This window comes from bacterium (assembly GCA_037128595.1).
Classification (GTDB): Bacteria; Verrucomicrobiota; Kiritimatiellia; order CAIKKV01; family CAITUY01; genus JAABPW01.
Genome location: JBAXWB010000009.1, coordinates 1 through 23,803, shown reverse-complemented (window position 1 = coordinate 23,803; position 23,803 = coordinate 1). Strand labels below are relative to the sequence as shown.

Sequence of the window (23,803 nt, the reverse complement as noted above, 5' to 3'; positions counted from 1 at the left end):
AGCCTTTGACTTCGGTTATTCTTTTTCGCCACTGGCGGGGGAGACCCTTGAATACGAACAGTAAATCGTGAATCCCCCACGCAAAACCAGCTTCTCATTCGGAGAAATGCTTAACTGACTGATGTCCAAAATAACATCTTCCTTTTGCAGATCAAAGAGGAAACGGGTCAGGGAGGCCAGCTTTCCCTCCCATTTGCAGTTGATGGCAACTTCATACATGCTCCCCTTGAGGGTCTCTTTTTCGGCATCGCGGCTGATCAGGTTCAGGCCATTGGCCTTGGCGAGCCGCTCAATGAGAATCTGGAGATCCGTGCTGACGTCCTTTCCTTGCGGGTGGGTCGGGAGCTTTTTCTTGAGGGCTTTAAGCTGGGCGTCCCATTTCGGCGCCTGGGAGATCAGGTATTTTTGTTTTTCAACATCGCGTTCCAACGCGGATTTCTTGTCCGCCAACACTTTCCACTCTTTGATTTGGGGGTCGACCAGGAAAAACGTCAGGCCGCCAAGTGCGACCACGCCGGTCACCCACACCAATATCATTTCCCGTGGTGAAATCTTCATGGCTGCTCACCTCCCGGCAGGGTGCAGATAATCTTGAATTCCTCTTTGCCCTCTTTGGTGCGTCGGGTCCGGGTGAGGTCTGAGGCCACAAACAGCTTGGAGCGCTCAAGATCCTTCTTGAAGTCGGCAATGAGGGCGTACTCGTCCGCCTCTCCGCTCATTTCCAGGTTCTTGTTCTTGTGGTAATTGAAAGACTTGAGCGTAATCCCGGGGGGCAACCGGTCGCTGACTTCACGCAGGCACTCCAGACCGGAGAAGGACCGGTCCATATATTTGGTCAGCCCCTGGGTCCGTTCCCGGATTGCTTTAACCTTCTCGGCCGGCGCCTTGAGTTCGGTCAGCTCACTGGTGAGGGAGTTGATGCTGTTCCGCTGAAATTGAAGGCCCCCGAACAGGGCGAGCATGCCGGTCAGCCAGATTGAGGCGGCAATGATCGAGAACAGGATGACCCGTCGTTTGGTCCGCAGGGCGGTTTCCGTTTGCAGCCAGGCAACCGGGGCGAGATCCATTCTGCCGTCCGTCCGTGTTTCGGTCCGTTTGAGCAAGCCTTCGGCAAGGGGCGGAAGGGAATCAAGCGGTTCGGGGTGGGCGGTAATCTGGAACTGGCTTTCAAAAATCCCGATAAGGCCGGCCGGACTATCGCCCCGGTGCCAGATGGTGAAGGACGCCGGTTGTTCCCCCTCCCGGTCCAGATCCAATGAGGCTAGTGTCAAGGCGGTTTCCCTGGCAATTTCCTCATCCGCTTCACTGGCGGGCATGTCATTCATTCCGCTCAACGAGCGCATGGAAAGGGGAATGCCGGCAGAGGTGATGATGAGGTCACACGTGGCATCTTCCAGAATAATGAAAATCTGGACCCCCGCCGCATGAACTTTGCCGGCATCTTGAAGCAACTGCCACCAGCCCAGCAGGTTGATGTCCACCCATTTGGGTTCGATGCCGGCAGCTTTCAAGGCGTCCGCCAGGAGGTTGATGGTCTCGGTGCGAATCGCGCTTAACAACAGGCGGCAGCGACCGTTCTGCTCTGACAGGAGTTCATAGGAGAAGGCCGACTCGTCAATCGGGAAGGGCGAGAACTTGTCGATCTGAAGTTCAGCCATGCTCTTGATCTCGTCAGGACTGCCGGAGGGCAGTTCCGCAATGCGCAGCAGCACCCACGAGGCGGGAATCCCGATGCTGACGGGGGCGGGGATGCGGCCGCATTTGGTCCGGATCTCTTCTATCAGCCGGTCCCGTTCGGCCTGGATGCCCGCGAGAAGATCCTTTTGATTTTCGCCAAGCTCCAGTTCAACCGAGCGGGTAGGGGGCAGGACTTGTTTTTCGCCGGCCTTATGCAGGACGGCCCACTCCAGTGAGCGGGACCGCACAGCTAAACTTGTCAGGACTTTTCCAGCCATAATCGTCGCTTATTTACGTATTGTCGGGTTCCCATTTTTCGAGGGATCCCCTCCCAAGGTGGACGTCATCCGGTATTCAACCCCGTGCACCACTCCGGATGAACGCACCCGGAGCACGGAGGACACGGTTCCTCCCAGCGCTTTCAGCCGCTGTTGCTCCTCAGCCGTGAGCTTGCTCAGCTCCGGGACCCGGCTGAACAGGTTATTCACGTCTGTAAAAAAGTAATCTTCACTTATTTGCGCGCTTCCTGTCAAACCTTGTCTGCCCCCCTTCTCCCGCTCGGAAATAATCGCATCCGCCAGGGTGCTGTCAATGCCGGGCAGGGTCATCAATACCCGCTTCGAGGCGGCATTGATATTGACCGTTTCCCCGGCTTCGGGGTTGGCGGTCAACAGGTCTGCAATGCCGGTCAGGGCGACGGTGTTGGTGTCCCCCTCGTCCATATAACCGCCGTAGAGGATGGCATAGCTCCACCCTTTGATCAGGAGGAGTTCCTCAATGGTGTCTAAATTGACGAATTTGTTAGGAGTGGTGACTTTTGGGGTTTTGGAGCTAGACCCGCTTTCACTGTGGCCTCGCGCCTTGTAAGGCGGGTCAAGCCGGGCGTAATAGTCATCGGTTTCCGCTCCATCCAGATTAGGCTGATCATCGGGATCCCGCCAGTCGTTGAGGCAGTCAATCAGCTCGCTCCATTGGTCTTCCGGGACGCCGCTCAGCTTGAATATCCGCTCCCAATCCTCATCTTTCAAGGCGTTAATATTTCTCAGGGCGGGTTCGGGGAGGATATCCAGCACAAAGGTGCCTTCACCGAGTTTCTCGGTCAAGCCCATGACGGCATAGCCCTGGCGCAGGCGTTTGGCGGCATCGTACCAGTATTTGCCCTTCAGCTCCTCGGTGTCTCCCTTGCCTTTAACCTCCTGGCTGTGAATCAGCAGGACCTGGGCATATTCCAGCCCTGCCTTGGAGAGATACTCGGCTTTAAGACGTTTGCGGAGGTACGACACGATTTTTGATTCCACATGCATGTCAAAGGCGAAGCCGCCGATCAGGACTGACAGGAGGGCGACCACCCAGAGTACAATGATTAAGGCTGAGCCGCGTTTCATCGTAACCCCTCTTTGGCAATGGGAATATCTATCAGGCGGCGCATCTCAAGCGGTTCGTTACCCTCTTCCAGGGGCTGCATATAGAGCGTGATCTCGATAAAACGCGGAAGATGGTTGGTGAGGTCCCCCCCGGCGGTGCAGCGGCCTTCCCACTCATCCAACCACTCGATTTTCTCGGTTTCAAAATCATTGGTCGCCACGCGGACGCCCAGGCCGATAATCCGGTCGGAGAGCACTTCCGGCTCAAGGGTCTCGGGATCAAAGTCTTCCGGTTGGAGGTACTCATCGCCCCAGGCGGTATAGGCGGCGCCGCGTGTCCCTTTCTTGTCCTGTCCGATAAAAAAGCGGACATGATGAAACGTCTTGGCCATATAGGAGTTGACGCCGACCAGATCCGATCCCTCTTTGACCCAGGAAATGCTGTCGGAGGCCGTCTTCCCGCTTCCGCTTTTCTTGAGGATCAACCCGTCTTCGCCATTGCGGTACCGGGCCGAGCGGAGCGCCCCCACGAGTTGCTCGATCACAAAATCGCCGGCATGCAGATCTTTGCTTAACGCCGTTCCCCGCTGCCAGGCCTTGCTGACCGAAGACAGGAGCATGAAGGACGCCCCGCAGACCAGGGTCATGATGGATAAGGCCACCAGAAGCTCAATCAGGGTGAATCCGTGAGACGTAAGACGTGAGACGTGAGAGGTGAGGCGTGAGACGCCTGAAGACAGGAGTCCGGAGGCCGGAGTCCGATGACTACCGGAAGATTCTGGATTCTGTATTCTGGATTCTGAATTCATGAGGTTCAAAGTCCGGTCACATCATTGGTAAAGTATAAGTAGCTGGTGACTTCCTCGAACGAGGCTTTCCCTTTCGCCGACCAGGAGACCCGGGTCTTGACGATCATCAGGTCCTCTTTATCGGCATCCCGTTCAGAGGTGCGTTGATAGGTGAAGTTACGCGGATAGTCGATGGGGCCCACATTCAGGTTCAGGGCTTTCAGGTCCTTTTCATTTTTCTTCTTAACCACCAGCAACGGATAGTCCAGTTCACCGGTTTCAAGAATACGGCGGGCCTCGTAGTAATTCTTGGCCGTACTGACGACGGCGAGGCAGCGCGAGGTGGCGGTCATGAGAACGCCGGCCGAAATCGCCAGAATCGCGAGCGCCATGAGAATTTCAACGAGAGTCATGCCGGCTTTGGAGCGTCTGATCACGTCTTAATCCCCTTTCTGCGTAACCTTGACAGATCCGATGGCATCCACAGTAATGACCATACTGCTGCCGAATTCGTCCACGACACGCGCTTCGAAGGGCGTGCACCGGCCGTTCGATTGATACAGGATGGTGGCCGCATCCCCTTTCAGGCTGTCTTTCTTCCCTTCCACACTAAAGGATTCAATTTGTACCGCGTCCAACTTGCGGATGATACTGGTGAAGGGCGCAGCGCTGGTTCCCGTTTCTGCGGGGGCATCGGGATCGGGCGGGGGCGTTCCAGTCAGGGGTGTTGACGGTTCCGTTTGGAAGATCTGATCACCCGGAAGGGCGGGAGCGGCGGACCGCAGCGGGTCGACGCTCACTTGATTATTTCCCTTGTCGAGTGTCAGTTTCATCTCCTGATTCCTCAGAATGGCGCTGGTCCGGGCGTAATTTGCCGCCATGACGATGGTCCGGGTACCCACTCTCAGCCGGTTGCCCCGGATGGACTTGACCAGCGAGGGCATGGTTACCACCGTCATGATTCCCATGATGGCAAGAACCATCAGGATTTCAACGAGGGTGAAACCGGGACGGCGGGAGTGGGGGAGCCCTGGCATGGAAGCTTCGATTTTCAATTAATTGGTAACGAACTCCCCGTCGGGTTTACGGGCCTTGAGTTCATACACATCCCCTTTGAGCGCATACACAAAATCTTCACCCCAGGGCGTTTTGGGCATGCGGCCATCCTTTAAATAGGGGCCGTTCCAGTTCAGTTCGCTGGCTTTGGTCAGCAGATTCTGCAAGCTGGGCGGATAGACGCCATTGTCCACCTCATAGGTGTCAATGGCCGTGGCAATGGCCTGAATACTCGTGCGGGCCGCCGTGATGTTCGCGGCCTGGGTCCGCCCCTTGAGGCTGACCACGGCCACACCTGCCAGGATTCCCAGGATGGCGACCACGAGCAGGATTTCGACCAGTGTGAAGCCGGCGCGTGAATGAGACTTTTCTGATTTCAATAACAGGACGGATGCGAACGTGTTCATATTCATGATTTCTCCTTTATTAGACCCCTAACCCGCTTGTGATGTTAAACACAGCCATGACAATACTGACCGCAATAAATCCGACCAGGAGCGCGACGACCACGATCAGGATGGGCTCCAGGGCCGTGGTGAACAGTTTCACATTGCGGTTCAATTCATTTTCGTAACGGTGGGCAATGTGCTTGAGGGCACTGGCCATATCGCCGGTCTGCTCGCCAATGGCCAGCATGTCGGTCATCAGGGGGGGGAAGACCTTGCCCGCCGCCAGCGGCCCGGAGATGGTGGTGCCGTCGGTCACCCGGTCGCGGGCATTCCGGATTTCGGCGGCAATCACCACGTTATCAACCGTTTTTTCGACGATGGTCAACGCTTGCAGGGCGGGCACGCCGTTACTCAGGAGGGTGCTCAGGGTGCGGGCGAAATTGGCATAGGTGCTGGCGGCCACGATCCCCTTGATGAACGGGGCCTTCAATTGGATGCGGTGCCACTTATGTTTTCCCTCAGTCGTATTCAGGTAGCGGTTCAGCAGGAACCCGCCCAGTGCCGCCAAGCCTACGGCCAGCCAGCCGTATTTCAGCATCCCCTGGCTCAGGCCGATCAGCATGCGGGTTGGCAGCGGCAGGGTGCTTCCCATTTCGAGGAAGATGGCGGAAAATTTCGGGATCACAAACACCATCGAGAAGACCATGGTGGCAAATCCCATGACGAGCACGATGGCGGGATACACCAGGGCCATCACCACTTTTTCCTTCAAGTCCTGTACGCGCTCGTAGTGCTCGACCAGGCGTAACATGATTTCCGCCAGGGCGCCGCTGGCCTCACCCACCTTCACCATACTGACGTAAAGGGAGGGGAATGATTTGGGATGTTTGGCCATGGAGTCGGACAATGTGGTTCCCTGAATGATCTGATCGCGTAGGTCCCGGATGATGTCATCCGAAGCCGACCCCGTTTTCCGGTTCGCCAGGGTCGACAAGGCCTGGCCCAAGTTCATGCCGGAGGCCAGCAAGTCGCTCAGTTCGGTGGAAAAGACCAGGATTTCACGGGGCTTCATGCGCGGGGTCTTGTTGAAATTGAAGCCGAATTTGGAAGGGGCGGCGGTTGATTTCGCCGCTTTAGGTTTGCTCGATGCGGTTTCGGCGGCAATCGAAACAGGGGTATAGCCCTTCTTTTCCACCTGACGCAGCGCGGTCAGGCGGTCATTGGCTTCCAGGGACCCTTCCACGCGCTGGCCCGCTTTATCCTTGGCTATGTAGTTGAAAATCAATCGGCATCCTCCGACACCCGGACGACTTCTTCCACGGTGGTAATGCCTTCCAGCACCTTGATCCAACCGTCATCGCGCAGGGTTTGCATGCCTTCTTCGACGGCCTTTTGCTTGATGGCATTGGAGGAGGAGCGTTGCAGGATCAGATGCTCGATCCCCTCGGAAATGGCCAGTAGTTCGTACAGGCCGGTTCGCCCGCGAAAACCGGTCATGCGGCACTTCTCGCACCCGACCGGCTCCTGCATGGTGGCGGTGGCGATTTTTTCGAGGGGAAAGCCGAGACTTCCCAGAAGGGCTAGATCCGGATTCGTGACCGGGCGTTTACAGGCCGGACAGAGCCGGCGCACCAGCCGTTGAGCCACGACCGCTTCAAGCGAAGACGCCACCAGGAAGGGTTCCACGCCCATGTCGAGCAGCCGGGTCACCGCGCCGCCGGCATCGTTGGTGTGCAGGGTGCTGAACACCAGATGACCGGTCAGGGAGGCCCGGATGGCGATTTCTGCCGTTTCAAAGTCGCGAATTTCACCAATCATGATGATGTCCGGGTCCTGCCGCAGGATGGAGCGCAGGGCATTGGCAAAGGTCAGTCCGATTTCCGATTTGACGTTGCACTGGTTGATGCCGGCCATTTCGTATTCAATGGGGTCTTCCACCGTGATGATGCGCTGGTCGATGGTATTGATCTCGTGGAGATAGGCGTAGAGCGAGGTGGATTTTCCCGAACCTGTGGGGCCCGTCACCAGGATGATCCCATTCGGCTTTTCAATGATTTTCCGGATAATGGTTTCGTCGCGTTCACGCAGTCCCAGCTGGCGGAGCCCGATGAATTCCTTGCCGCGCATGAGCAACCGCAGACTGACGCTTTCCCCGTAGGCGGTGGGCAGGGTGGAAACGCGGATGTCGATATCTTCGCCCTGGATGCGCATGCCGATACGCCCATCCTGGGGCAGTCGCTTCTCGGCGATGTCCATGTTGGCCATTACCTTGATACGCGAAATGATGGCCGCCTGGAACCGGGAGAGTTGGGCGGGGAGCGGCGTCTGGTGCAAGACCCCGTCAACCCGGTAACGGATGCGCAGCTGGGTCTCCATGGGTTCCATGTGGATATCCGTGGCGCGTTCCTGGTAGGCCTCCCAGATGATCTGGTTCACGAAACGGACAATGGAGGCCTCCTGGTCGAGTTCGCCCAGGTCGGTTTTCATGAGGGCCTCATCAGGGGCCACCTCAATGCGATGGTCATCCTGCATCAGTTTTTCCATCGTGTCAGCGCCGACGCCGTAGAATTTCTTGGTGGCGTTGGCGATATCGTTGAGCAGGCCCAGGGCCAGTTTCACCCGCATGCCGGAGGCGAGCCGGAGGGCATCCACCAGACCGCTGTCAAACGGATCATTGGTGGCCACCATCAAGGCCCCGTTTTCAATGGCATAGGGAATGACATTGTATTGGAAGACCGTACGGGTGGGTAGTTTTTCAAGAATGGCTCCGTCAATGGCAATGGTGCCAAGCCGCAGGAAGGGCACATGCAGGACGGTGGCGAGGGATTCGAGAAAGGCGTCTTCGGTGGTGAACCCCTGGGCCACGGCGGACCGGGTGATGGAAAGATCATTTTGCTGGGCGTGCTGGAGCAGGGTGGCAATCTGGGCTTCAGATAAGAGTCCGGTGCGTTTCAGCAATCCCGTTAAACTGGTCGGCAATGCGGTCGTCATAGGCCATTAATTATAGGAAACAGAAGCCTTTAAGTCAACGTGAGAGCCAAAGATGCCTTCAGGGCCTGTGGATTGGCCCCGATTTCCCGTTGAGGGTTGTCCCGGTGGAACTGATGGAGCTGCCGGCTTGCGAGAAAGGAACGGCCGGGATCGTGCGGGTCTGGACCGGGATGGACCCGGCGTGGGTAGCAGGAAGGGGATACGTCACGGTACTTCTGCTCGGTTTGGTGTGCGGATGGTCGGACGTGTATGGGGGGATCGTGGGGCCCCAGGAGGAATAGCTTTGAATCCAGGGGGCGGCGAGGTAGGTCACGGGTGGCCGTGACCAATAGGCTTCTTCTGCGGCCCGCTCCGCGCGCAAGGCGCGGGCCTCGGCGGCGGCCGTGCGCTGTTGCAGGTCGGCCAGCTGCTCCTGGATCCTGGCCTGATCCAGGTCCGCTTGAGACTGCCGGGCCAGATTGGCGTACAGGGTACCGATGTCAATTTCAGGGTATTGTTTCCGAAACACATCCCAGTAGGCCAGTTGATCCCCGGCAGATTGAGCCCGGAAAGCGGTATCGGCGAGCCGTTCCGCCAGGACCTTGTTCCCTTCAAGCCGTCGTCGGTCCTGGGCCTCCTGGGTCCGTTGCTCGGCTTCCAACCGTCGTTGTTCCAGCTCGAGGCGTCGTGACGTGGCCTCTTCTTCAGTAACCAGTTCGACCGTGGTCACCGTGCCATTTTTAAATTCCACTTTTCCCCGGGGGTAGATGTACAAATCGTAGGCTCCCGAAGTGATGCGGCCTTGCGGTTTCCCCAATTCCTTAACCACCACCTCCACCGTGTCGCCAACCTTGATCTCTTCGGCCCCTGCGCCCATGACAAGGCCGGTGGATAAAATCCCCATCACCACTCTACGGGCAATTCTATAATTCATTTTCATCGTGTGGTCCTTCGTTCTTTTATTCTACAACAACCCGGCTAAAGCGCCAGACAAACGGCGAGGATTTGAATGAAGCGTTCAGGCTTGTATGGCTGCCATGCATATGGCAAATTAATGGTTTTTAACAGTCAATTCAAGAAATCCATCATATGAACCGGATCAAACAGACCTTTGAGCGATTGAAACAGCAGGACCGCAAAGCGCTGGTAGGCTTTCTGATGGCCGGCGATCCGGACCTTGACCGGTCGGAGACGCATTGCCGGGTGGCGCTACAAAACGGCGTGGACATCCTGGAGCTGGGGGTGCCCTTCTCTGATCCTACCGCGGATGGCCCGGTGATCCAGGCGGCGGGACGGCGCGGGCTGGAGGCGGGAACCACCCTTGACGGAGTTCTGAAGATGGCGGCCCGTTTGCGCAAGGACTTCGATACCCCCATCGTTATTTTCGGCTATGCCAACCCGTTTTTCAGTTACGGCTACGCCCGGCTGGCCAAAGAGGCCGCCGAAGCCGGGGTTGACGCGTTCCTGGTGGTGGACCTCCCGTTTGAAGAGGGGGAAGAATTCAAGACGCATTTGGACAAACACGGGTTGGATTTCATCTCGCTGATTGCCCCCACGACGCCGGCGGCACGCCTGGCCGTCATTCTTAAGAACGCCCGCGGATTTGTGTATTACATTATGGTCAAAGGGGTAACCGGGGTGAGGGCGGACATTCCTCCTGATGTATCCCAGCATCTGGCGCGCTTGAGGCAGAATACCACGCTTCCCATTGCGGCCGGCTTCGGGGTGAGTAACGGGGCGCAGGCCAGGGCGGCGGCGCAATATGCGGATGGGGTAGTAGTGGGAAGTGCCCTGGTCCAGGCCGCCGCAGACGGGAAACTGGCCGCGCTCGTGACCGAGTTGCGGCAGGCCTTGGATACTCCCTGAATAAGGTTTCTTGAGAAAGTGGTTGCGCCACCGGTGGGAATCAGGTAAAAGTACGCGGCTTTTTTGGAAGAAAGGTTTTGTTATGAAGAAGGATATACATCCAAACTATATTGATGGAACGATTACTTGCTCCTGTGGTGCGATCGTTCAGGTGAAGTCAACCAGCCAGACTATGCATGTGAATAGCTGCTCTGCTTGTCATCCGTTTTATACTGGCCGCTCAGCCCTGCAGGATAGCAAGGGTCGTGTGGAGCAGTTCCGCAAGCGCTACGCGAAGAAGTAGTCAGCTCGGATCGTTGGAAAAGGCCGGAAGACCGAAAGGTGTTCTGGCCTTTTTCCGTTTTTATTCCACCCTGGTTTTTGACCCTGCTGGCTGGGAGCGCTTCTGTGATCGAGAAAGCTTATATCGACGAATTGGCCGCCCGAATGGTCCGGTTGGAGTTGGATATTGCCGATCCCGCCGTGGCGGCCCAGCAGAAGAAATTCCGGGAGACCATTAAGGAGCATTCCCGGCTCCGGAAGATCATGGATAAGGCGGGAATTTATTTCCGGATCCAGCGGGATTTGAACGAACAGCAGGCCTTGCTGGCGTCGGAAGACGCGGATCCGGACCTGAAGGAGCTGGCCGCTGAAGAGGTGGCCGGCCTGGAACAGGCCTTCTCGGTCGCCGAAAAAGAACTCCTGAGCACGCTCATCCCTTCCGATCCAAATGATGAGCGCAATGTCATCATGGAAATCCGGGGCGGCACAGGGGGCGATGAAGCCGCCTTGTTTGCGGGCGATCTGTTCCGGATGTACAGCCGCTTCTGTGATGAACGGAAGTGGAAAATTTCCATCATTGACGCCAGTCCCTCCAGTGTGGGCGGCTTCAAGGAAATTGTGTTTTCCGTCACGGGGAGCAATGTGTACAGCTTCCTGAAATACGAATCCGGCTGTCATCGCGTTCAACGCGTGCCGGTCACGGAGGGATCGGGCCGCATTCACACTTCGGCCGCCACGGTTGCGGTACTTCCGGAGGTGGATGAGGTGGATGATGTTGATATCCCGGCGGCGGATGTGCGGGTGGACATCTTCTGCTCATCCGGACCCGGCGGCCAGGGCGTCAATACAACCTATTCGGCCATTCGTATCACGCATCTCCCCTCCGGCCTGGTGGCGCAAAGCCAGGATGAGCGCTCCCAGCACCGGAACAAGGAAAAGGCGATGAGCGTGCTGAAGGCACGTTTACTGGACTGGCGTTTGCGTCAGGATGAGGAGAAGAACGGGAATCTCCGGCGCACCCAGATTGGAACCGGCGACCGGAGTGAGAAAATCCGGACCTATAACTTTCCGCAGAACCGGCTCACCGATCATCGGATTAACTTTACGATTTATACCCTGAACCGCGTCATGGAGGGGGGCCTCGATGATTTGATCGTCGCGCTTCAGGAACATGACACCGATTTGCGGGTCCGCAAGGAAATGGGCTCTTTCAAAAAATGAAGACGCTCCTCGAGGTCCTGCAGTCTGGCACCGGCTATCTGGCGGAACGCGGGGTTGAGCCTGCCCGCCTCGTGATGGAACAGTTGATGAGCCATGTCTTGAAATGTCCCCGGCTCCAGCTGTATATCCGCTTTGAAACCCTGATGTCTGAACCCGATCTGGTCAGCTTGCGGGCCGGCCTCAAGCGCCTGGGGGCGGGGGAACCCCTGCAGTATGTCCTGGGTGACACGGAGTTCATGGGGCACCGGTTCAAGGTCGACCGGCGGGCATTGATTCCACGGCCTGATACCGAGACCCTGATCGACCGGATCCTGGCCTGCGAGCCATTGTGGGGCGTGGCAAAGCCTGTGATTATGGATGTGGGAACGGGGTCCGGATGCATTGTGATCAGCCTGGCCATCGCTAGGCCTGAGGCCCGCTACCTCGCGGTGGATGCCAGTGAAGCGGCGCTGAGCCTGGCCCGGGAGAATGCGGCATTGAATGGAGTCGGGGCTGCCATCGGGTTCACGCTGGGAAATCTGCTGGAGGGGGTTGAGGCGGGCTCACTGGATGCGGTTGTGGCGAATCTGCCTTACATTACAACGGCCGATTGCACGACCCTCCCGCGCCATATCCGGGAGCATGAGCCGATGTCTGCCCTGGATGGCGGCGGCGATGGGCTGGAGCTGATCCGGAAATTGGTGGAGCAGGCGGCGCAGAGGCTGCGTCCGGGCGGCTGGATTTTCCTCGAAATAGGTTTTGACCAGGGCGCGCCGGTTGTGGAATGCTTAAGCCATCACGGCTTTAACGGGGTGCACATTCATCAGGATCTGGGAAATCGGGATCGTGTCGTGCTAGCCTGCCGATAAGGAGAATCCATGAGCTTTCTTGATTTGGCGAAGAAGCGGTTCAGTGTGCGGCGTTTCGATGTTACGCCGATCCCTCCAGAGGCGCTTGAAGCGGTCCTTGAGGCGGGGCGGCTGGCCCCCTCGGCAGCCAACCGGCAGCCCTGTCATCTGGTGGTGGTCCGCAATGAAGAACAGCGGCGCAAGCTGGGGGTGGCCTATCCGCGGGACTGGTTCTGGCAGGCCCCGGTGCTCATCGTGATCTGTGTCGAACCCGCACGCGCCTGGGTCCGTTCGGACAACAAGAGTTATGCGGATGTAGACGGGGCGATTGTGGTGGACCATCTGACGCTCTGCGCGGCTGAGTTAGGCCTGGGCACCTGCTGGATCGGTGCCTTTGATCCGGCCAAAGTGAAAAACGTGCTGAATCTGCCTGCCGGAATTGAGCCGCTGGCGATGCTTCCGCTCGGCTATCCGGCCGAACCCGTGCGCGCCAAAAGCAGGAAGTCGATGGCCGAACTGGTACATCAGGAAACGTGGTGAATTCGAAGCGTTCGACGTTCATGCTGGTGCTTCTGGCCGCGGGACTGCTCGCACTGGCCGCCATATGGGGCGGGCACTCCCCCTCAACCGGTCCTGCATCGCGTGACTTAACTGCCGACACCCCGCCGGGTGTGCGCTTTGTCTCCGTGGCCCTGGGCGGGTTTCGCGGACTGCTGGCCGATTTCCTCTGGGTACGGGCGGCGTCTCTCCAGGACGAGGGCCGGTTTTTTGAAGTGGCCCAGTTATCGGATTGGATTACCCGGCTGGAACCACGCTATCCTGAAATCTGGGCCTATCATGCCTGGAATATGGCCTATAATATTACCGCAGTGGTGTCCGATCCGGCCGACCGCTGGCATTGGGTGAAAAATGGCATCCGGCTCCTGCGCGATGAAGGCATCCCCTCAAATCCCTCCAACGCGAAGCTCTATTGGGAATTGGGTTGGATGTTCTTTGACAAGGTGGGCGGACGGTGGGATGAGGCCGCTCCGTATTACCGCATTGCCTGGGCGGGTGAGATGACCCAACTGCTGGGCGGTGGGCTGGCGGATTATCCCATGCTTTTGAAGCAGGGGAAGGCCGCGCCGTTACTGGCCTCCCTGGGATTGAATGTCGAGGTGATGAACGCCCTTGATCGCGCCTATGGCCCTCTGGATTGGCGTCTCCCGGAAACGCATGCGATGTATTGGGGCTACCGGGGGAAATCGCTCGCCTCCGCCGATGCCGTGTGGTGTGACCGGCTTGTCTGGATGGCGCTGACCGAGACCGTAAAGGGCGGGGCACTGGTGTATCTCCCCGAGCAACGTCGCTATCAGCGTGGCCCGCGGCTGGATGTCGCGATGAAAGCCATTCGACATTGTGCCAATACGAAACCGGCAGGGGATCCGTTGGTGAGCTTGGCCGTGACCGTGCTGCTCAAGGAGTCGGCCCTGTATTTATATGCATTTGATCGCCCGCTTGAGGCCAACACCGCCCTTCAGGAATTAAAGCGGGAGAAAGCGGATGGCATCGCCGGGGAGATGACCCTTGAGGCCTTTATTCAAAAAGAGGTGGCGGACCGGGCGACCGGCCTGGATCAGGTTGGCAGGGAGAAGTTGGTGGTGGACTGGCTGGTGCGAAGTGAGATTTGGCGACGCCTCGGGGTTCCCGCCTTTGCGGCCGGATATGACCGGATCGCGCGTTTGCACGGGACGCCGGTGGCCGGGGCCGATGGGTCGGATAAAATCTGGCAGGCCTTGCGCCAGAAGGCTGCGGAACAGGCCCTGCTGGAAATGCCCTGATTCGAGGAAGGGTTTGACAGCGGCGGAGGGCGTTCGTATTGTCCCAATATGCTTCCCCAATGGATTATCGAAAAAAAGCGTAACGGTGAACTCCTCACCGATGAAGAGTTGAGTCACTTTATCGGGGGCTATGCCCGGGGGGATATTCCGGATTACCAGATGTCCGCTCTGGCCATGGCCATCTTTTTCAAGGGGATGACTCCCGGGGAAATGGCCAGTCTGACGCGTGTCATGATGCAGTCTGGTGACGTGGTGGATACCTCCGCACTCCTGCTTCCCAAGGTGGATAAGCATTCCACGGGCGGAATCGGGGACAAACTCTCCATTCCCCTGGCGCCGATCATGGCCTGTTGCGGCGTGGCGGTTCCCATGATTTCCGGGCGGGGCCTGGGGATTACGGGGGGAACCCTGGATAAACTGGAGTCGATTCCCGGGTATCGGACAGGGTTGTCGATTTCCGAGTTTATCGGGGTGCTTCAGGCCTGCGGGTGCTCATTGATCGGTCAGACGGAACGGCTGGTGCCGGCGGACCGGAAACTGTATGCCTTGCGGGATGTCACCGCGACGGTGCCCTCCATTCCCCTGATTGTCTCCAGTATCATGAGCAAGAAGTTGGCGGAGGGAATTGACGGGCTCGTGCTGGACGTCAAATGCGGGCGGGGTGCCTTCATGAAAACACGGGAAGAGGCGCGGGCTCTGGCTGGGGCGCTTGTCCAGGTCGGGCGCAGCATGGGAAAGCGGGTTACCGCCCTGATTACCGCGATGGATCAGCCACTCGGGCGCACCGTGGGCAATGCCCTCGAGATCACGGAATCGGTCGATATTCTGAAGGGGCGGGGCCCTGCGGATAGCACCGAGTTAACGTTGATGTTGGGGGCTGAAATGCTGGTACTGGCGGGAGTGGTTCCCACCGCCGCAGCGGGATTGCCGCTTATCCGCCGGGCATTAGACTCCGGCGAGCCTTTTGAGCGCTTCAAGAAAATGGTGCGTCTGCATGGAGGTAATACAGAGGTGCTTGATGATCCCCGCCGGTTTCCGGCCAGTCGGGAGCGGATGGATTACCCTGCGCCTGCAGGCGGGTTTGTGAAGGATGTCGATGCGGATAAAATCGGGCGTGCTAGCTTGTTGCTGGGCGCTGGCCGCAGTAAAACGACCGATTCCATTGATCATGCTGCCGGCTTATCCCATTTGTTGAAGATAGGGGAAGCGGTTGCCGCCGGGGCCCCGCTGGTGACCCTGCATGCCGCCACCCGGGAGCGCCTGGAGGCGGGGCTGGCTTTGGTGCGTCAGGCCTTTGTGATCAGTCCGGATCCTGTGCCAACAGGCCCGCTGGTGCTCGAAAGACTTTGAGAGGGGATGGGAGTAAGATGATACACACGGACACACTCATTTTAGCGGCGGAGAAAATCCGCAACCAATTTCCAGGGTTTCGCCCGGAATTAGCCCTGGTGATGGGCTCCGGTTGGCGTGAGGTGGCCGATGGATTTGCCGTCAGGGCGACACTGAACTATGCCGATATTCCCGAGTTAGGTGCTCCGCAAGTGGCGGGCCATGGCGGGCAACTCCTGCTGGCGGAACAGGCGGGCGTGGAACTGTTGATTTTTGCAGGACGCCGTCATGTGTATGAAGGCGTTGGTTGGGACCCGGTCGCGTTTCCCGTTTGTCTTGCCAAACTCATGGGGGCGTCCGGGCTGGTGTTGACCAATAGTGCCGGGGGAATCAGGAAATCATTCCAGCCGGGGACGGTGATGGGGATTGCTGATCATATTAACCTCATGGGAACGAATCCGCTCATTGGCCCGCATCATGGCTTTTGGGGCCCCCGTTTCCCGGATATGACCTGTATTTATGACAAAGGGTATCGGGCCTTGCTCGAGCAGGCGGCCCGGAGTGCCGGGATGACATTGCCGCAAGGGGTCTACCTTGCGGTAACGGGGCCCTCCTATGAAACGCCTGCTGAAATTGAGCTGTTTCGCCAGATGGGAGCCGATGCGGTTGGTATGTCCACTGTGCCGGAAGCCATTCTGGCTCATGCCGCCGGGCTGAAAGTGGCAGGCTTGTCCTGTATCACGAACGCGGCCGCAGGCGGAGCCTCATCGCTCTCTCACGAAGAGGTGTTGGCTGGCGCCCGGAAGGCCGTCCCGGCGTTAACCGGCTTGTTGCAGGAATTTATAAAGAAGGTGGTGACCCCATGAGTAAACTGACGGAGATGAAGGCCCTGTTGAGACTGGCATATAAAGCGACCAATCAAAGCTATTCGCCCTATTCCCGGTTCCCGGTCGGGGCGGCACTGGTGACGGAGAAGGGGGAGGTCTTTACCGGGTGTAATGTGGAAAATGCCTCGTATGGGCTGACATTGTGTGCGGAGCGGGTGGCGCTGGTGAAAGCGATCTCCGAGGGGAAGCGGAAATTTGCAGTCATGGCCGTTGTGGGGGGAAAGGGAAAACCCATTCGTCCTTGCGGCGCCTGTTTGCAGATGCTGGCCGAGTTTTGCGGCTCTGATTTCCCGATGATCCTGGCCTCATTGGATGATCATAAGCAGTTTGAAGTGGTCTTGCTGGGAGACCTGCTGCCGCAGGGGTTTAAGATTGGAGAGCATTCTGAATCCTGAATCCTGTGTTCTGACTTCTGTCCCTTTGAATCTCTCCCACGTGGCGGTTCCGGGTGCCCTGGAGATTGTCCGCCGGCTCAAGGACGCGGGCTTTATCGCCTATTGGGCAGGGGGATGCGTTCGCGACCTGATCCTGGGGCGGGCCGCCAAGGATTTCGATATTGCCACCAATGCCGTTCCGGACAAAGTGATGGAGCTGTTCCCGGCCGCGGTGGCGGTGGGGAAATCCTTTGGGGTGGTGCGCGTCCCGGTGGCCGGGCATTGGTATGAAGTGGCGACCTTCCGGAAAGATGACGTGTATACCGACGGGCGGCACCCCACGAGCATCACCTTTTCAGATCCTGAAACGGATGCGCAGCGGCGCGATTTCACGGTAAATGCCCTGTTCTATGACCCGCTTGAGCAGCAGGTGCTGGACTATGTGGGTGGTCGCGGTGATATTGACCGGCAGATCATCCGTGCGGTGGGGGTGCCGGCAGATCGTTTCCGGGAGGATCATCTAAGGATGTTGCGGGCCGCCCGGTTTGCCGCCACGCTGGGATTTGCCATTGAGCCGGCTACCGCCAATGCCATCCGGGCAACAGCCGTCCGGATCGGGGCGATCAGCGCAGAGCGGATTCGCGAGGAACTGAACCGGCTTCTGGTCGAGTCCCGGCAGGCGGGGGATGCCATCATCCTGTTGAAGGAACTGGGCTTGCTCCAGATGATCCTGCCGGAAGTGGCCGTCATGCAGGGTGTGGAACAACCTCCGGAATATCACCCTGAGGGGGATGTGTTCCAACATACGATCATCATGTTGAATCAGATGCACACGGATGACTATCGGCTGGCCTGGGCGGTGCTCCTGCATGATGTCGGAAAGCCGCCTACGGCCCAGTTTAAAGAGGGCCGGTGGCGATTCGAGTGTCACGCGAAGGTGGGGGCGGAGGCCGCCAAAGTGATTCTGGAAAGACTGAAATTCTCCTGTGATGATCGCGATGCCATCACGTTTATGGTGGGAAACCACATGCGCTTTATTGATGTGAAATCCATGCGGCGTGCCACTTTGCGGCGTCTGGTGGGATCACCGACGTTTCTCTCTGAAATGGAACTGCACCGGCTGGATTGCGCATCAAGTCACGGGGATTTAGTGAACCATGAGTATCTCCTGGAATTCAGGCGGCAGATGGATTCGGAACCCGTGCTCCCCGAGCCCTGGGTCAACGGGCGTGACATTATCGCTCTAGGCATCCCCGAGGGACCGGAAGTCGGGGTCTGGCGCAAGAAGGCCTACGACGCCCAACTTGAAGGCACGGTGGCAGATCGCGAAGCGTTATTGGCATGGCTTCGACGGGAAATCGCCGAGGGGTTTGCGTCGATCAATACCTGATGCTTAAACTGTTAAGCATTGGGTATTTCCGTGTCGATTGAAGCCTCTGCTTCAGCCTCTTTCCCCTCAGAAACCTGCGTCAATGGAGGGCGGGGCTCCGTCACCGCCGCGTCCACCGGGGATGTCGCGGGCTCAGACACCGGCTCCGGCATGGTGACCGGCTCAGGGACCTGAGTGGGCACTGGCCCGGCCTCTGGGACAAATGGAGGGCGGTGCTCCGTCACCGCCGTGTCCACCGGGGATGTCATGGGTTCAGACACCGACGTCCCGTCAACTACCGGTTCAGACACCGGCTCCGGCATGACGGCCGGCTGGACAGGTGTTGCATCAGGCAAGGCCACCAACACCGGTTCCGGCATGGTGACCGGCTCAGGGATCTGGGTGGGCACTGGCTCGGCCTCTGGGACAAATGGAGGGCGGTGCTCCGTCACCGCCGCGTCCACCGAGGATGTCGCGGGTTCAGACACCGACGTCCCGTCAACTACCGGTTCAGACACCGGTTCAGACACCGGCTCCGGCATGACGACCGGCGGGACAGGTGTTACATCAGGCAAAGCCACCAACACCGGCTCCGGCAGGGTGACCGGCTCAGGGACCTGAGTGGGCACTGGCTCGGCCTCTGGGACAAATGGAGGGCGGTGCTCCATCACCGCCGTGTCCACCGGGGATGTCGCGGGTTCAGACACCGACGTCCCGTCAACTACCGGTTCAGACACCGGCTCAGACACCGGCTCCGGCATGACGACCGGCGGGACAGGTGTTGCATCAGGCAAAGCCACCAACACTGGTTCCGGCAGGGTGACCGGCTCAGGGACCTGAGTGGGCACTAGCCCGGCCTCTGGGACAACTGGAGGGCGGTGCTCCGTCACCGCCGCGTCCACAGGTGACATCACAGTTGCGGGCGCAACAGCGATTGGCGCTATCGCCGCGACCGGGGTCAGTTTTGGCGTCACAAAAGGTGCGGGTTCGACCACCATCGTGGGCGCCGGTTTCGGCGGAGTGGCTGCAGGAATAACAGGCTTCGGTTTCACCAGCAGCTCAGCTGCCCAGGGGCTCAACGCAATTACCGGACACCGGTCACCCACGGTGGCTGACACGGCAGTGAAGACTCCAGGGCAGCACAGAATCCCTGAAACACCTGAGGCCAGAAGTGCGGCCAGCCGGGTCCGAATCACCTCTGGATCCGGCGTCAAGGCAATGAAGATGGTCGTAAACCCCGCTGCTGACAGGACCGGTTCCTGCGCAGGAATCAGGGCCAGGGTAGAAGCGGGGCTACCGACGGCGATCACGAGTCCGATCTGTCGTCCTTTGTCTGCTACCGTTTGCCCACTGCCATCCGGCGACCGCCGACTCACCCTGATCTCCCTCGCCAAACCATCCGGCTGGTAATTCAACTGACTGGCAATAACCCGGATCCGGTCCTGGGTCCCGGGTGCAATGCGATATCTGGAACCTTTCCCGCTGAGTGTATAAGAGACCGCTGCGACTGACACCCCTGCCGCCCTTGCGACATCCTTGATGGAAACGTTTATGCTCATGCTTAAACTGTTAAGCATTGATGTATTTTAAGTCAATCCGAAAAATCACTTCAGCGTGGGAGCTACCTTATAATTCATCCAGTGGGCTCTCGGCGGTCGAATCCATGCCGCGGATGACGTGGGTGTAAATCATGGTTGTTTCCACGCTCTGATGACCCAGATACTTCTGAACTTCCCGGATGTTGACACCTTTAAGGAGCATATTCGTGGCAAAGGAATGGCGCAGTGCATGGACTGTCGCCGGCTTGTTGATACCCGTTTTCTGGACGGCCGCCCGCATGGCGCGCTGAAGCACCTCGTCCATGATATGATGCCGTCTGAATTTCCCCGAACGCGGATCCGTCGAGAGATCCGCGGCCGGGAAGAGGTATTGCCACCCGAACTCTACTTCCGCCCGGGGATATTTGCGATCCAATGCAAACGGCAGGTAAACCCCACCATGGCCGGCGGCAAGGTCCCGCTCATGGATGGACTTCACCAATGCGATTTGGGCCTTCAAGGGCTCATCCAATTTCTTCGGCAGCAGCGTGCTGCGATCCTTGTCGCCTTTTCCTGCCCGGACAAAGACCAGGTGGTTGTTGAAATCCAGGTCCTTAATACGCAGGCGGATCGTCTCTGAAACGCGCAACCCGGCCCCGTAAGTCAATTCAAGCATCAGCCGGGCAGGCTCCGGGGCCGCCTTTAAAACGGCCCGGACTTCATCCACGCTGAGCACGCAAGGCAATTTGGTTCCGCGCTTTGCCCTGACGGAAGTGATATCCGCTACCTCCCGCTTCAAAACCTCCCGTTGCAGGAACAGCAAGGCGTTGAACGCCTGATTCTGGGTGGAGCTGGCGACGTTGCGGGTGGTTGCCAGATACGAGATATAACTCCGGCAGGTACTGTCCGTCTGCCAATCCAGTTGATTCGCCTTGGCATAGGCAAGATAACGCCTTACCCAATCCAGATAAGTCTGTTCCGTGCGCAAGGAATAATGACGGAGCCGGATCAACTCCCGCATCCGGCCGCAAGCGGTTTCGCCATCCGAAAGCGGTTGAGCCGGAGCGGAACTGGGAAGCCCCTCTTTCCTGAAAACGCGCTCATACAATTCAATCGCCCGTTGCGCCTGTTCGATCTGCCAATCCTGCACGCCCTCCGTGCGGGCCAACTGTTCACAGAAAAAGCGGATTTTGTCCGTGCTATCCGCGATGACGCCGGGCATTTCAGACTGCAAATAGCGCCGCACCCATGAGGCGTAGAATGGGATATTCCTCTCCGGAGGCAGACCGCGACTCTTCATGAATGCCACAAACGGTTCAAGATTAAAGGGTTCCATCGAAAGCTCCTATCAATTTGTGTGCTGGCGACAAACTACCGCCAGCGGTATAGCCTATATATTAGTTACCTTTAGCCGCTCAAAACAACCAAAATTGAGTGCTCAAGCATCGGGATATACCGCTGGCGGCTCATCCATCATATTGACGGGTGATTACCGCTCGGCGTGACGGAAGTGACGAAATCGTGACGAACGAACGATGGATATAAAAGGTGGGTTACAGGCTCGGCAATGCCAATAACAATTCCATTATACCTTTGAGTAGCAGTCGGTTAAGCGCAATAAACCTGAGACAAAAAGAACGGCTTCTTGACAGCATAACTTTGCAGATGTAGGTTCCTGATCAATCAGGCTGGCAGTGCCTCTGGGACGGGTTTCAGGGAATCACCGCCGGCGGCACATTATATGTTGGGGAATGAAACTGAAGAGATGATGAATGGGCATTGATTCCCGGTGGGAGGGGCGCTACGCGCCGCGACAGGCTGAATTGGGTGCCTGGACCGGACAAGTCGCCGCGCATAGCGCGCCTCCCACAAGAGGGACAATCAAGATGATCGAATCAGGAAAACAGAAATGCCCCCAACCGGGCGCTCCTGGCTATCGGCGCTGACGCGCCTCAGCCAAAGCGCCAACGTTCGAGCATGAGAAATATAAAATAAAAATCAGTAAAGGAATTATCAGGGCATTTGAAATCTACGCGATGATTTTATCAAAGATTGTCGGAGTAGTTATCATGTTGAGTGGTTTCGGCAGTTTGTCATTCGCGGTCTTCGCTCTCATCAAGGGCTCGGGGAATGGGAAGATTGTTGCATGTGTCATTTTGACCACAGCGTCCATCGTTTCACTTTTGGTCGGATTTCTCACCTTTCGGCTCCTTGGGAAGTTCATGATCAACCAGATGCACGCATTGTTTGGTCAATCTGGACTTGAAGAAAACAAAGATGGAAAATAGGACTCGAACAACACAATTCTGGTTATCGTCGCTCCGCTCCTCAACCAGATTGTGACCGTTGGCCAAGGAAATCAATGCCACTAGAGAAATACTATTGTGGAGATGAAGCCTTCGCAAGACTTGCGGGTGTACCCGACTTGGACCTCGACGCACAGTTTGAGGCGTGGCATGGTCGGCAAGAACTTCTCGCACTTTGCGGTGGCGATAGCCAGATAACACGAGTCGTCTTCCATGTTGCACTGACGCACGCCTTGGAGTACATGAAGCGTTCGATTCCTGCCTTGGATGATCTGACTCCGGTTGAGTGTATGAAGACGGATTGGGGAAGAAGGCGGTTCAAAGAATGCCTGATGAGATCACCATGATCAATGAAGGGCCAACCAAAACATGGAGCATACTCGGTGAACCCGCGGGTTCAACTCGATGCTCATGTTGATCGTTCGGCAAGAATAAACCATGCATGACATTGTTGAACTTATTGTTATTTCGTGCGTCAGCGTGGGGTATTTGTTTGCTTGGCGAGCATATCTCAACAAAGGCGACAATCGCCAAAGAGCGCAGGCTTGGTTGGGGTCAGACAGGAGTTCGAGGAGAGTATTTCGCATTGTCATGGGGGTATTGGGTTTCGCAGTCGTCGGGCATATGATTGTGGATATTGGACAGTGGCTGTTCGGATGGAAGTGATATTATTATTAATAAAATAGAGCCGAACACGGCCTTTGTGGCTATCGGCGCTCCGCGCCTCAGCCACAAGGCCAACGTTCGGGATAAGAGAATGATATGAAATACGGAACAGCGAGATTAGTCTATGGCCTTGCAGCCGTTTTCTTGATCATCATGGGCGTTGGCACGTTACTAACCCCATTGGCGGATCGGCCAATGTCAGGTCTTAAAGAGATTGCGTGTGCTTTTGGCCTTAGTACTTTGTCAGCGGCGATACCGTTTGGGTTCGGAATCTTTTGCTTGATCCGACATCGGCATTGGCATAGAGAAGCAATCCGGATGAAAACGAAACCCGAACCAGCTCTTTGACCGCGACGGCTCGCACGCTCGCCGCGGGTCATGAGCACCGTTGGGAGAAAGATAAAGATGATGAGAATACTCATATTCTGCCTCCTCGCCGTAGTCCTGAGTGGATTCGCGTCGGCACAGACAGCAACCAATGCACCGGCGAAGGAGTCAATACAGGAGATGACTCGCCGCTTGGCTCCGGGCGGCATCACAAAAGAAAAGGCAATTCAAATTGCGAACGCGGCCTATCACGTGCTGTGGGGTGAACCGCCGGGCGAGCTCAAAGTGATGAAATGTGAGTTGAATCAAAACAAAACATGGGAGATTCAAGTCTGGTGGGATTTGGGGCTTCCTAACGGCGGGGCTCGATTTTGGATTCACCAGACCGGGAGTTTTGAAAGAGCAGAGTATATTCCGGGAGAATGAATGGACTCCCAACCAGAAAGTGCAGGTTACCTCGCGTCCCGCTCGGAACCCGACTTTCGGCGTTGGGGAATGAAACTGAAGAGATGATGAATGGGCATTGATTCCCGGTGGGAGGGGCGCTACGCGCCGCGACAGGCTGAATTGGGTGCCTGGACCGGACAAGTCGCCGCGCATAGCGCGCCTCCCACAAGAGGGACAATCAAGATGATCGAATCAGGAAAACAGAAATGCCCCCAACCGGGCGCTCCTGGCTATCGGCGCTGACGCGCCTCAGCCAAAGCGCCAACGTTGGGTTTATAAAGAATGAAACCAATCACATGCACACGTCGGTTTGATGAAACA

23 protein-coding genes are annotated in these 23,803 nt (G+C 57.5%); 11 read left to right on the top strand and 12 right to left on the bottom strand.

Features of this window, described 5'->3' with window-relative positions:
• Nucleotides 1-15: 15 nt before the first annotated feature.
• Genes WCS52_07150 through WCS52_07105 form a run of 10 tightly spaced genes read right to left on the bottom strand, consistent with a single transcriptional unit; the run spans nt 16 to nt 9,184 of the window.
• Nucleotides 16-558, bottom strand: coding sequence for a hypothetical protein (locus WCS52_07150; protein ID MEI6166955.1), 543 nt, complete (start codon nt 556-558; stop codon nt 16-18).
• The gene (locus WCS52_07145; GenBank protein ID MEI6166954.1) at nt 555-1,955 is read right to left on the bottom strand and encodes a PilN domain-containing protein; all 1,401 of its coding nucleotides are present in this window, start codon (nt 1,953-1,955) and stop codon (nt 555-557) included. Before WCS52_07145 ends, WCS52_07150 begins: the two co-directional genes overlap by 4 nt.
• A 9-nt stretch (nt 1,956-1,964) precedes the next feature.
• A complete protein-coding gene (locus WCS52_07140) occupies nt 1,965-3,062 on the bottom strand; it encodes a helix-hairpin-helix domain-containing protein (protein ID MEI6166953.1) in 1,098 nt (365 codons plus the stop codon).
• Nucleotides 3,059-3,850, bottom strand: coding sequence for a type II secretion system protein (locus WCS52_07135; GenBank protein ID MEI6166952.1), 792 nt, complete (start codon nt 3,848-3,850; stop codon nt 3,059-3,061). Before WCS52_07135 ends, WCS52_07140 begins: the two co-directional genes overlap by 4 nt.
• 5 nt (nt 3,851-3,855) lie before the next feature.
• The gene (locus WCS52_07130; GenBank protein ID MEI6166951.1) at nt 3,856-4,266 is read right to left on the bottom strand and encodes a prepilin-type N-terminal cleavage/methylation domain-containing protein; all 411 of its coding nucleotides are present in this window, start codon (nt 4,264-4,266) and stop codon (nt 3,856-3,858) included.
• Nucleotides 4,267-4,269: 3 nt separating this feature from the next.
• A complete protein-coding gene (locus tag WCS52_07125) occupies nt 4,270-4,866 on the bottom strand; it encodes a GspH/FimT family pseudopilin (GenBank protein MEI6166950.1) in 597 nt (198 codons plus the stop codon).
• Nucleotides 4,867-4,884: 18 nt separating this feature from the next.
• Entirely contained in the window at nt 4,885-5,298 is a 414-nt protein-coding gene (locus WCS52_07120) for a type II secretion system protein GspG (protein ID MEI6166949.1), read from the bottom strand.
• 13 nt (nt 5,299-5,311) lie between these two features.
• Nucleotides 5,312-6,559 carry a type II secretion system F family protein gene (locus WCS52_07115; protein ID MEI6166948.1) on the bottom strand — a complete coding sequence of 416 codons (1,248 nt, stop codon included), beginning with the start codon at nt 6,557-6,559 and terminating at the stop codon, nt 5,312-5,314.
• The gene (locus WCS52_07110) at nt 6,556-8,265 is read right to left on the bottom strand and encodes an ATPase, T2SS/T4P/T4SS family (GenBank protein MEI6166947.1); all 1,710 of its coding nucleotides are present in this window, start codon (nt 8,263-8,265) and stop codon (nt 6,556-6,558) included. The genes WCS52_07115 and WCS52_07110 overlap by 4 nt, the downstream gene beginning before the upstream one ends.
• A 58-nt stretch (nt 8,266-8,323) precedes the next feature.
• Nucleotides 8,324-9,184 (bottom strand): hypothetical protein, encoded by an 861-nt coding sequence (locus WCS52_07105; GenBank protein ID MEI6166946.1) that lies wholly within the window; start codon nt 9,182-9,184, stop codon nt 8,324-8,326.
• Nucleotides 9,185-9,333: 149 nt separating this feature from the next.
• On the opposite strand from WCS52_07105, the gene trpA reads away from it, so the two are divergent.
• The 10 genes from trpA (at nt 9,334) to WCS52_07055 (ending at nt 18,219) form a co-directional block, all read left to right on the top strand.
• Nucleotides 9,334-10,110, top strand: coding sequence for a tryptophan synthase subunit alpha (gene trpA / locus WCS52_07100; protein ID MEI6166945.1), 777 nt, complete (start codon nt 9,334-9,336; stop codon nt 10,108-10,110).
• An 82-nt stretch (nt 10,111-10,192) separates the two neighbouring features.
• Nucleotides 10,193-10,393 (top strand): 50S ribosomal protein L31, encoded by a 201-nt coding sequence (gene rpmE / locus WCS52_07095; protein MEI6166944.1) that lies wholly within the window; start codon nt 10,193-10,195, stop codon nt 10,391-10,393.
• 104 nt (nt 10,394-10,497) lie between these two features.
• Nucleotides 10,498-11,592, top strand: coding sequence for a peptide chain release factor 1 (gene prfA, locus WCS52_07090; GenBank protein MEI6166943.1), 1,095 nt, complete (start codon nt 10,498-10,500; stop codon nt 11,590-11,592).
• A complete protein-coding gene (prmC, locus tag WCS52_07085; GenBank protein ID MEI6166942.1) occupies nt 11,589-12,440 on the top strand; it encodes a peptide chain release factor N(5)-glutamine methyltransferase in 852 nt (283 codons plus the stop codon). The genes prfA and prmC overlap by 4 nt, the downstream gene beginning before the upstream one ends.
• Nucleotides 12,441-12,449: 9 nt before the next feature.
• Nucleotides 12,450-12,959 carry a nitroreductase family protein gene (locus WCS52_07080; GenBank protein ID MEI6166941.1) on the top strand — a complete coding sequence of 170 codons (510 nt, stop codon included), beginning with the start codon at nt 12,450-12,452 and terminating at the stop codon, nt 12,957-12,959.
• A complete protein-coding gene (locus WCS52_07075; protein ID MEI6166940.1) occupies nt 12,956-14,239 on the top strand; it encodes a hypothetical protein in 1,284 nt (427 codons plus the stop codon). The genes WCS52_07080 and WCS52_07075 overlap by 4 nt, the downstream gene beginning before the upstream one ends.
• 48 nt (nt 14,240-14,287) lie before the next feature.
• Entirely contained in the window at nt 14,288-15,589 is a 1,302-nt protein-coding gene (locus WCS52_07070; GenBank protein MEI6166939.1) for a thymidine phosphorylase, read from the top strand.
• A 17-nt stretch (nt 15,590-15,606) separates the two neighbouring features.
• Nucleotides 15,607-16,434 carry a purine-nucleoside phosphorylase gene (locus tag WCS52_07065; GenBank protein MEI6166938.1) on the top strand — a complete coding sequence of 276 codons (828 nt, stop codon included), beginning with the start codon at nt 15,607-15,609 and terminating at the stop codon, nt 16,432-16,434.
• Nucleotides 16,431-16,850, top strand: coding sequence for a cytidine deaminase (gene cdd, locus WCS52_07060; GenBank protein ID MEI6166937.1), 420 nt, complete (start codon nt 16,431-16,433; stop codon nt 16,848-16,850). Before WCS52_07065 ends, cdd begins: the two co-directional genes overlap by 4 nt.
• On the top strand, nt 16,828-18,219 hold the full coding sequence (locus tag WCS52_07055) for a CCA tRNA nucleotidyltransferase (protein MEI6166936.1): 1,392 nt from the start codon (nt 16,828-16,830) through the stop codon (nt 18,217-18,219). Before cdd ends, WCS52_07055 begins: the two co-directional genes overlap by 23 nt.
• A gap of 11 nt (nt 18,220-18,230) precedes the next feature.
• Here WCS52_07055 and WCS52_07050 read toward each other — a convergent pair whose 3' ends face one another.
• Nucleotides 18,231-19,757 carry a LacI family DNA-binding transcriptional regulator gene (locus WCS52_07050; GenBank protein MEI6166935.1) on the bottom strand — a complete coding sequence of 509 codons (1,527 nt, stop codon included), beginning with the start codon at nt 19,755-19,757 and terminating at the stop codon, nt 18,231-18,233.
• Between the two features lie 67 nt (nt 19,758-19,824).
• Nucleotides 19,825-21,072: an integron integrase gene (locus WCS52_07045; protein ID MEI6166934.1), complete on the bottom strand. Its 1,248-nt coding sequence runs from the start codon at nt 21,070-21,072 to the stop codon at nt 19,825-19,827.
• Between the two features lie 2,041 nt (nt 21,073-23,113).
• On the opposite strand from WCS52_07045, the gene WCS52_07040 reads away from it, so the two are divergent.
• On the top strand, nt 23,114-23,461 hold the full coding sequence (locus WCS52_07040; GenBank protein MEI6166933.1) for a hypothetical protein: 348 nt from the start codon (nt 23,114-23,116) through the stop codon (nt 23,459-23,461).
• The last annotated feature ends 342 nt before the right edge of the window (nt 23,462-23,803 follow it).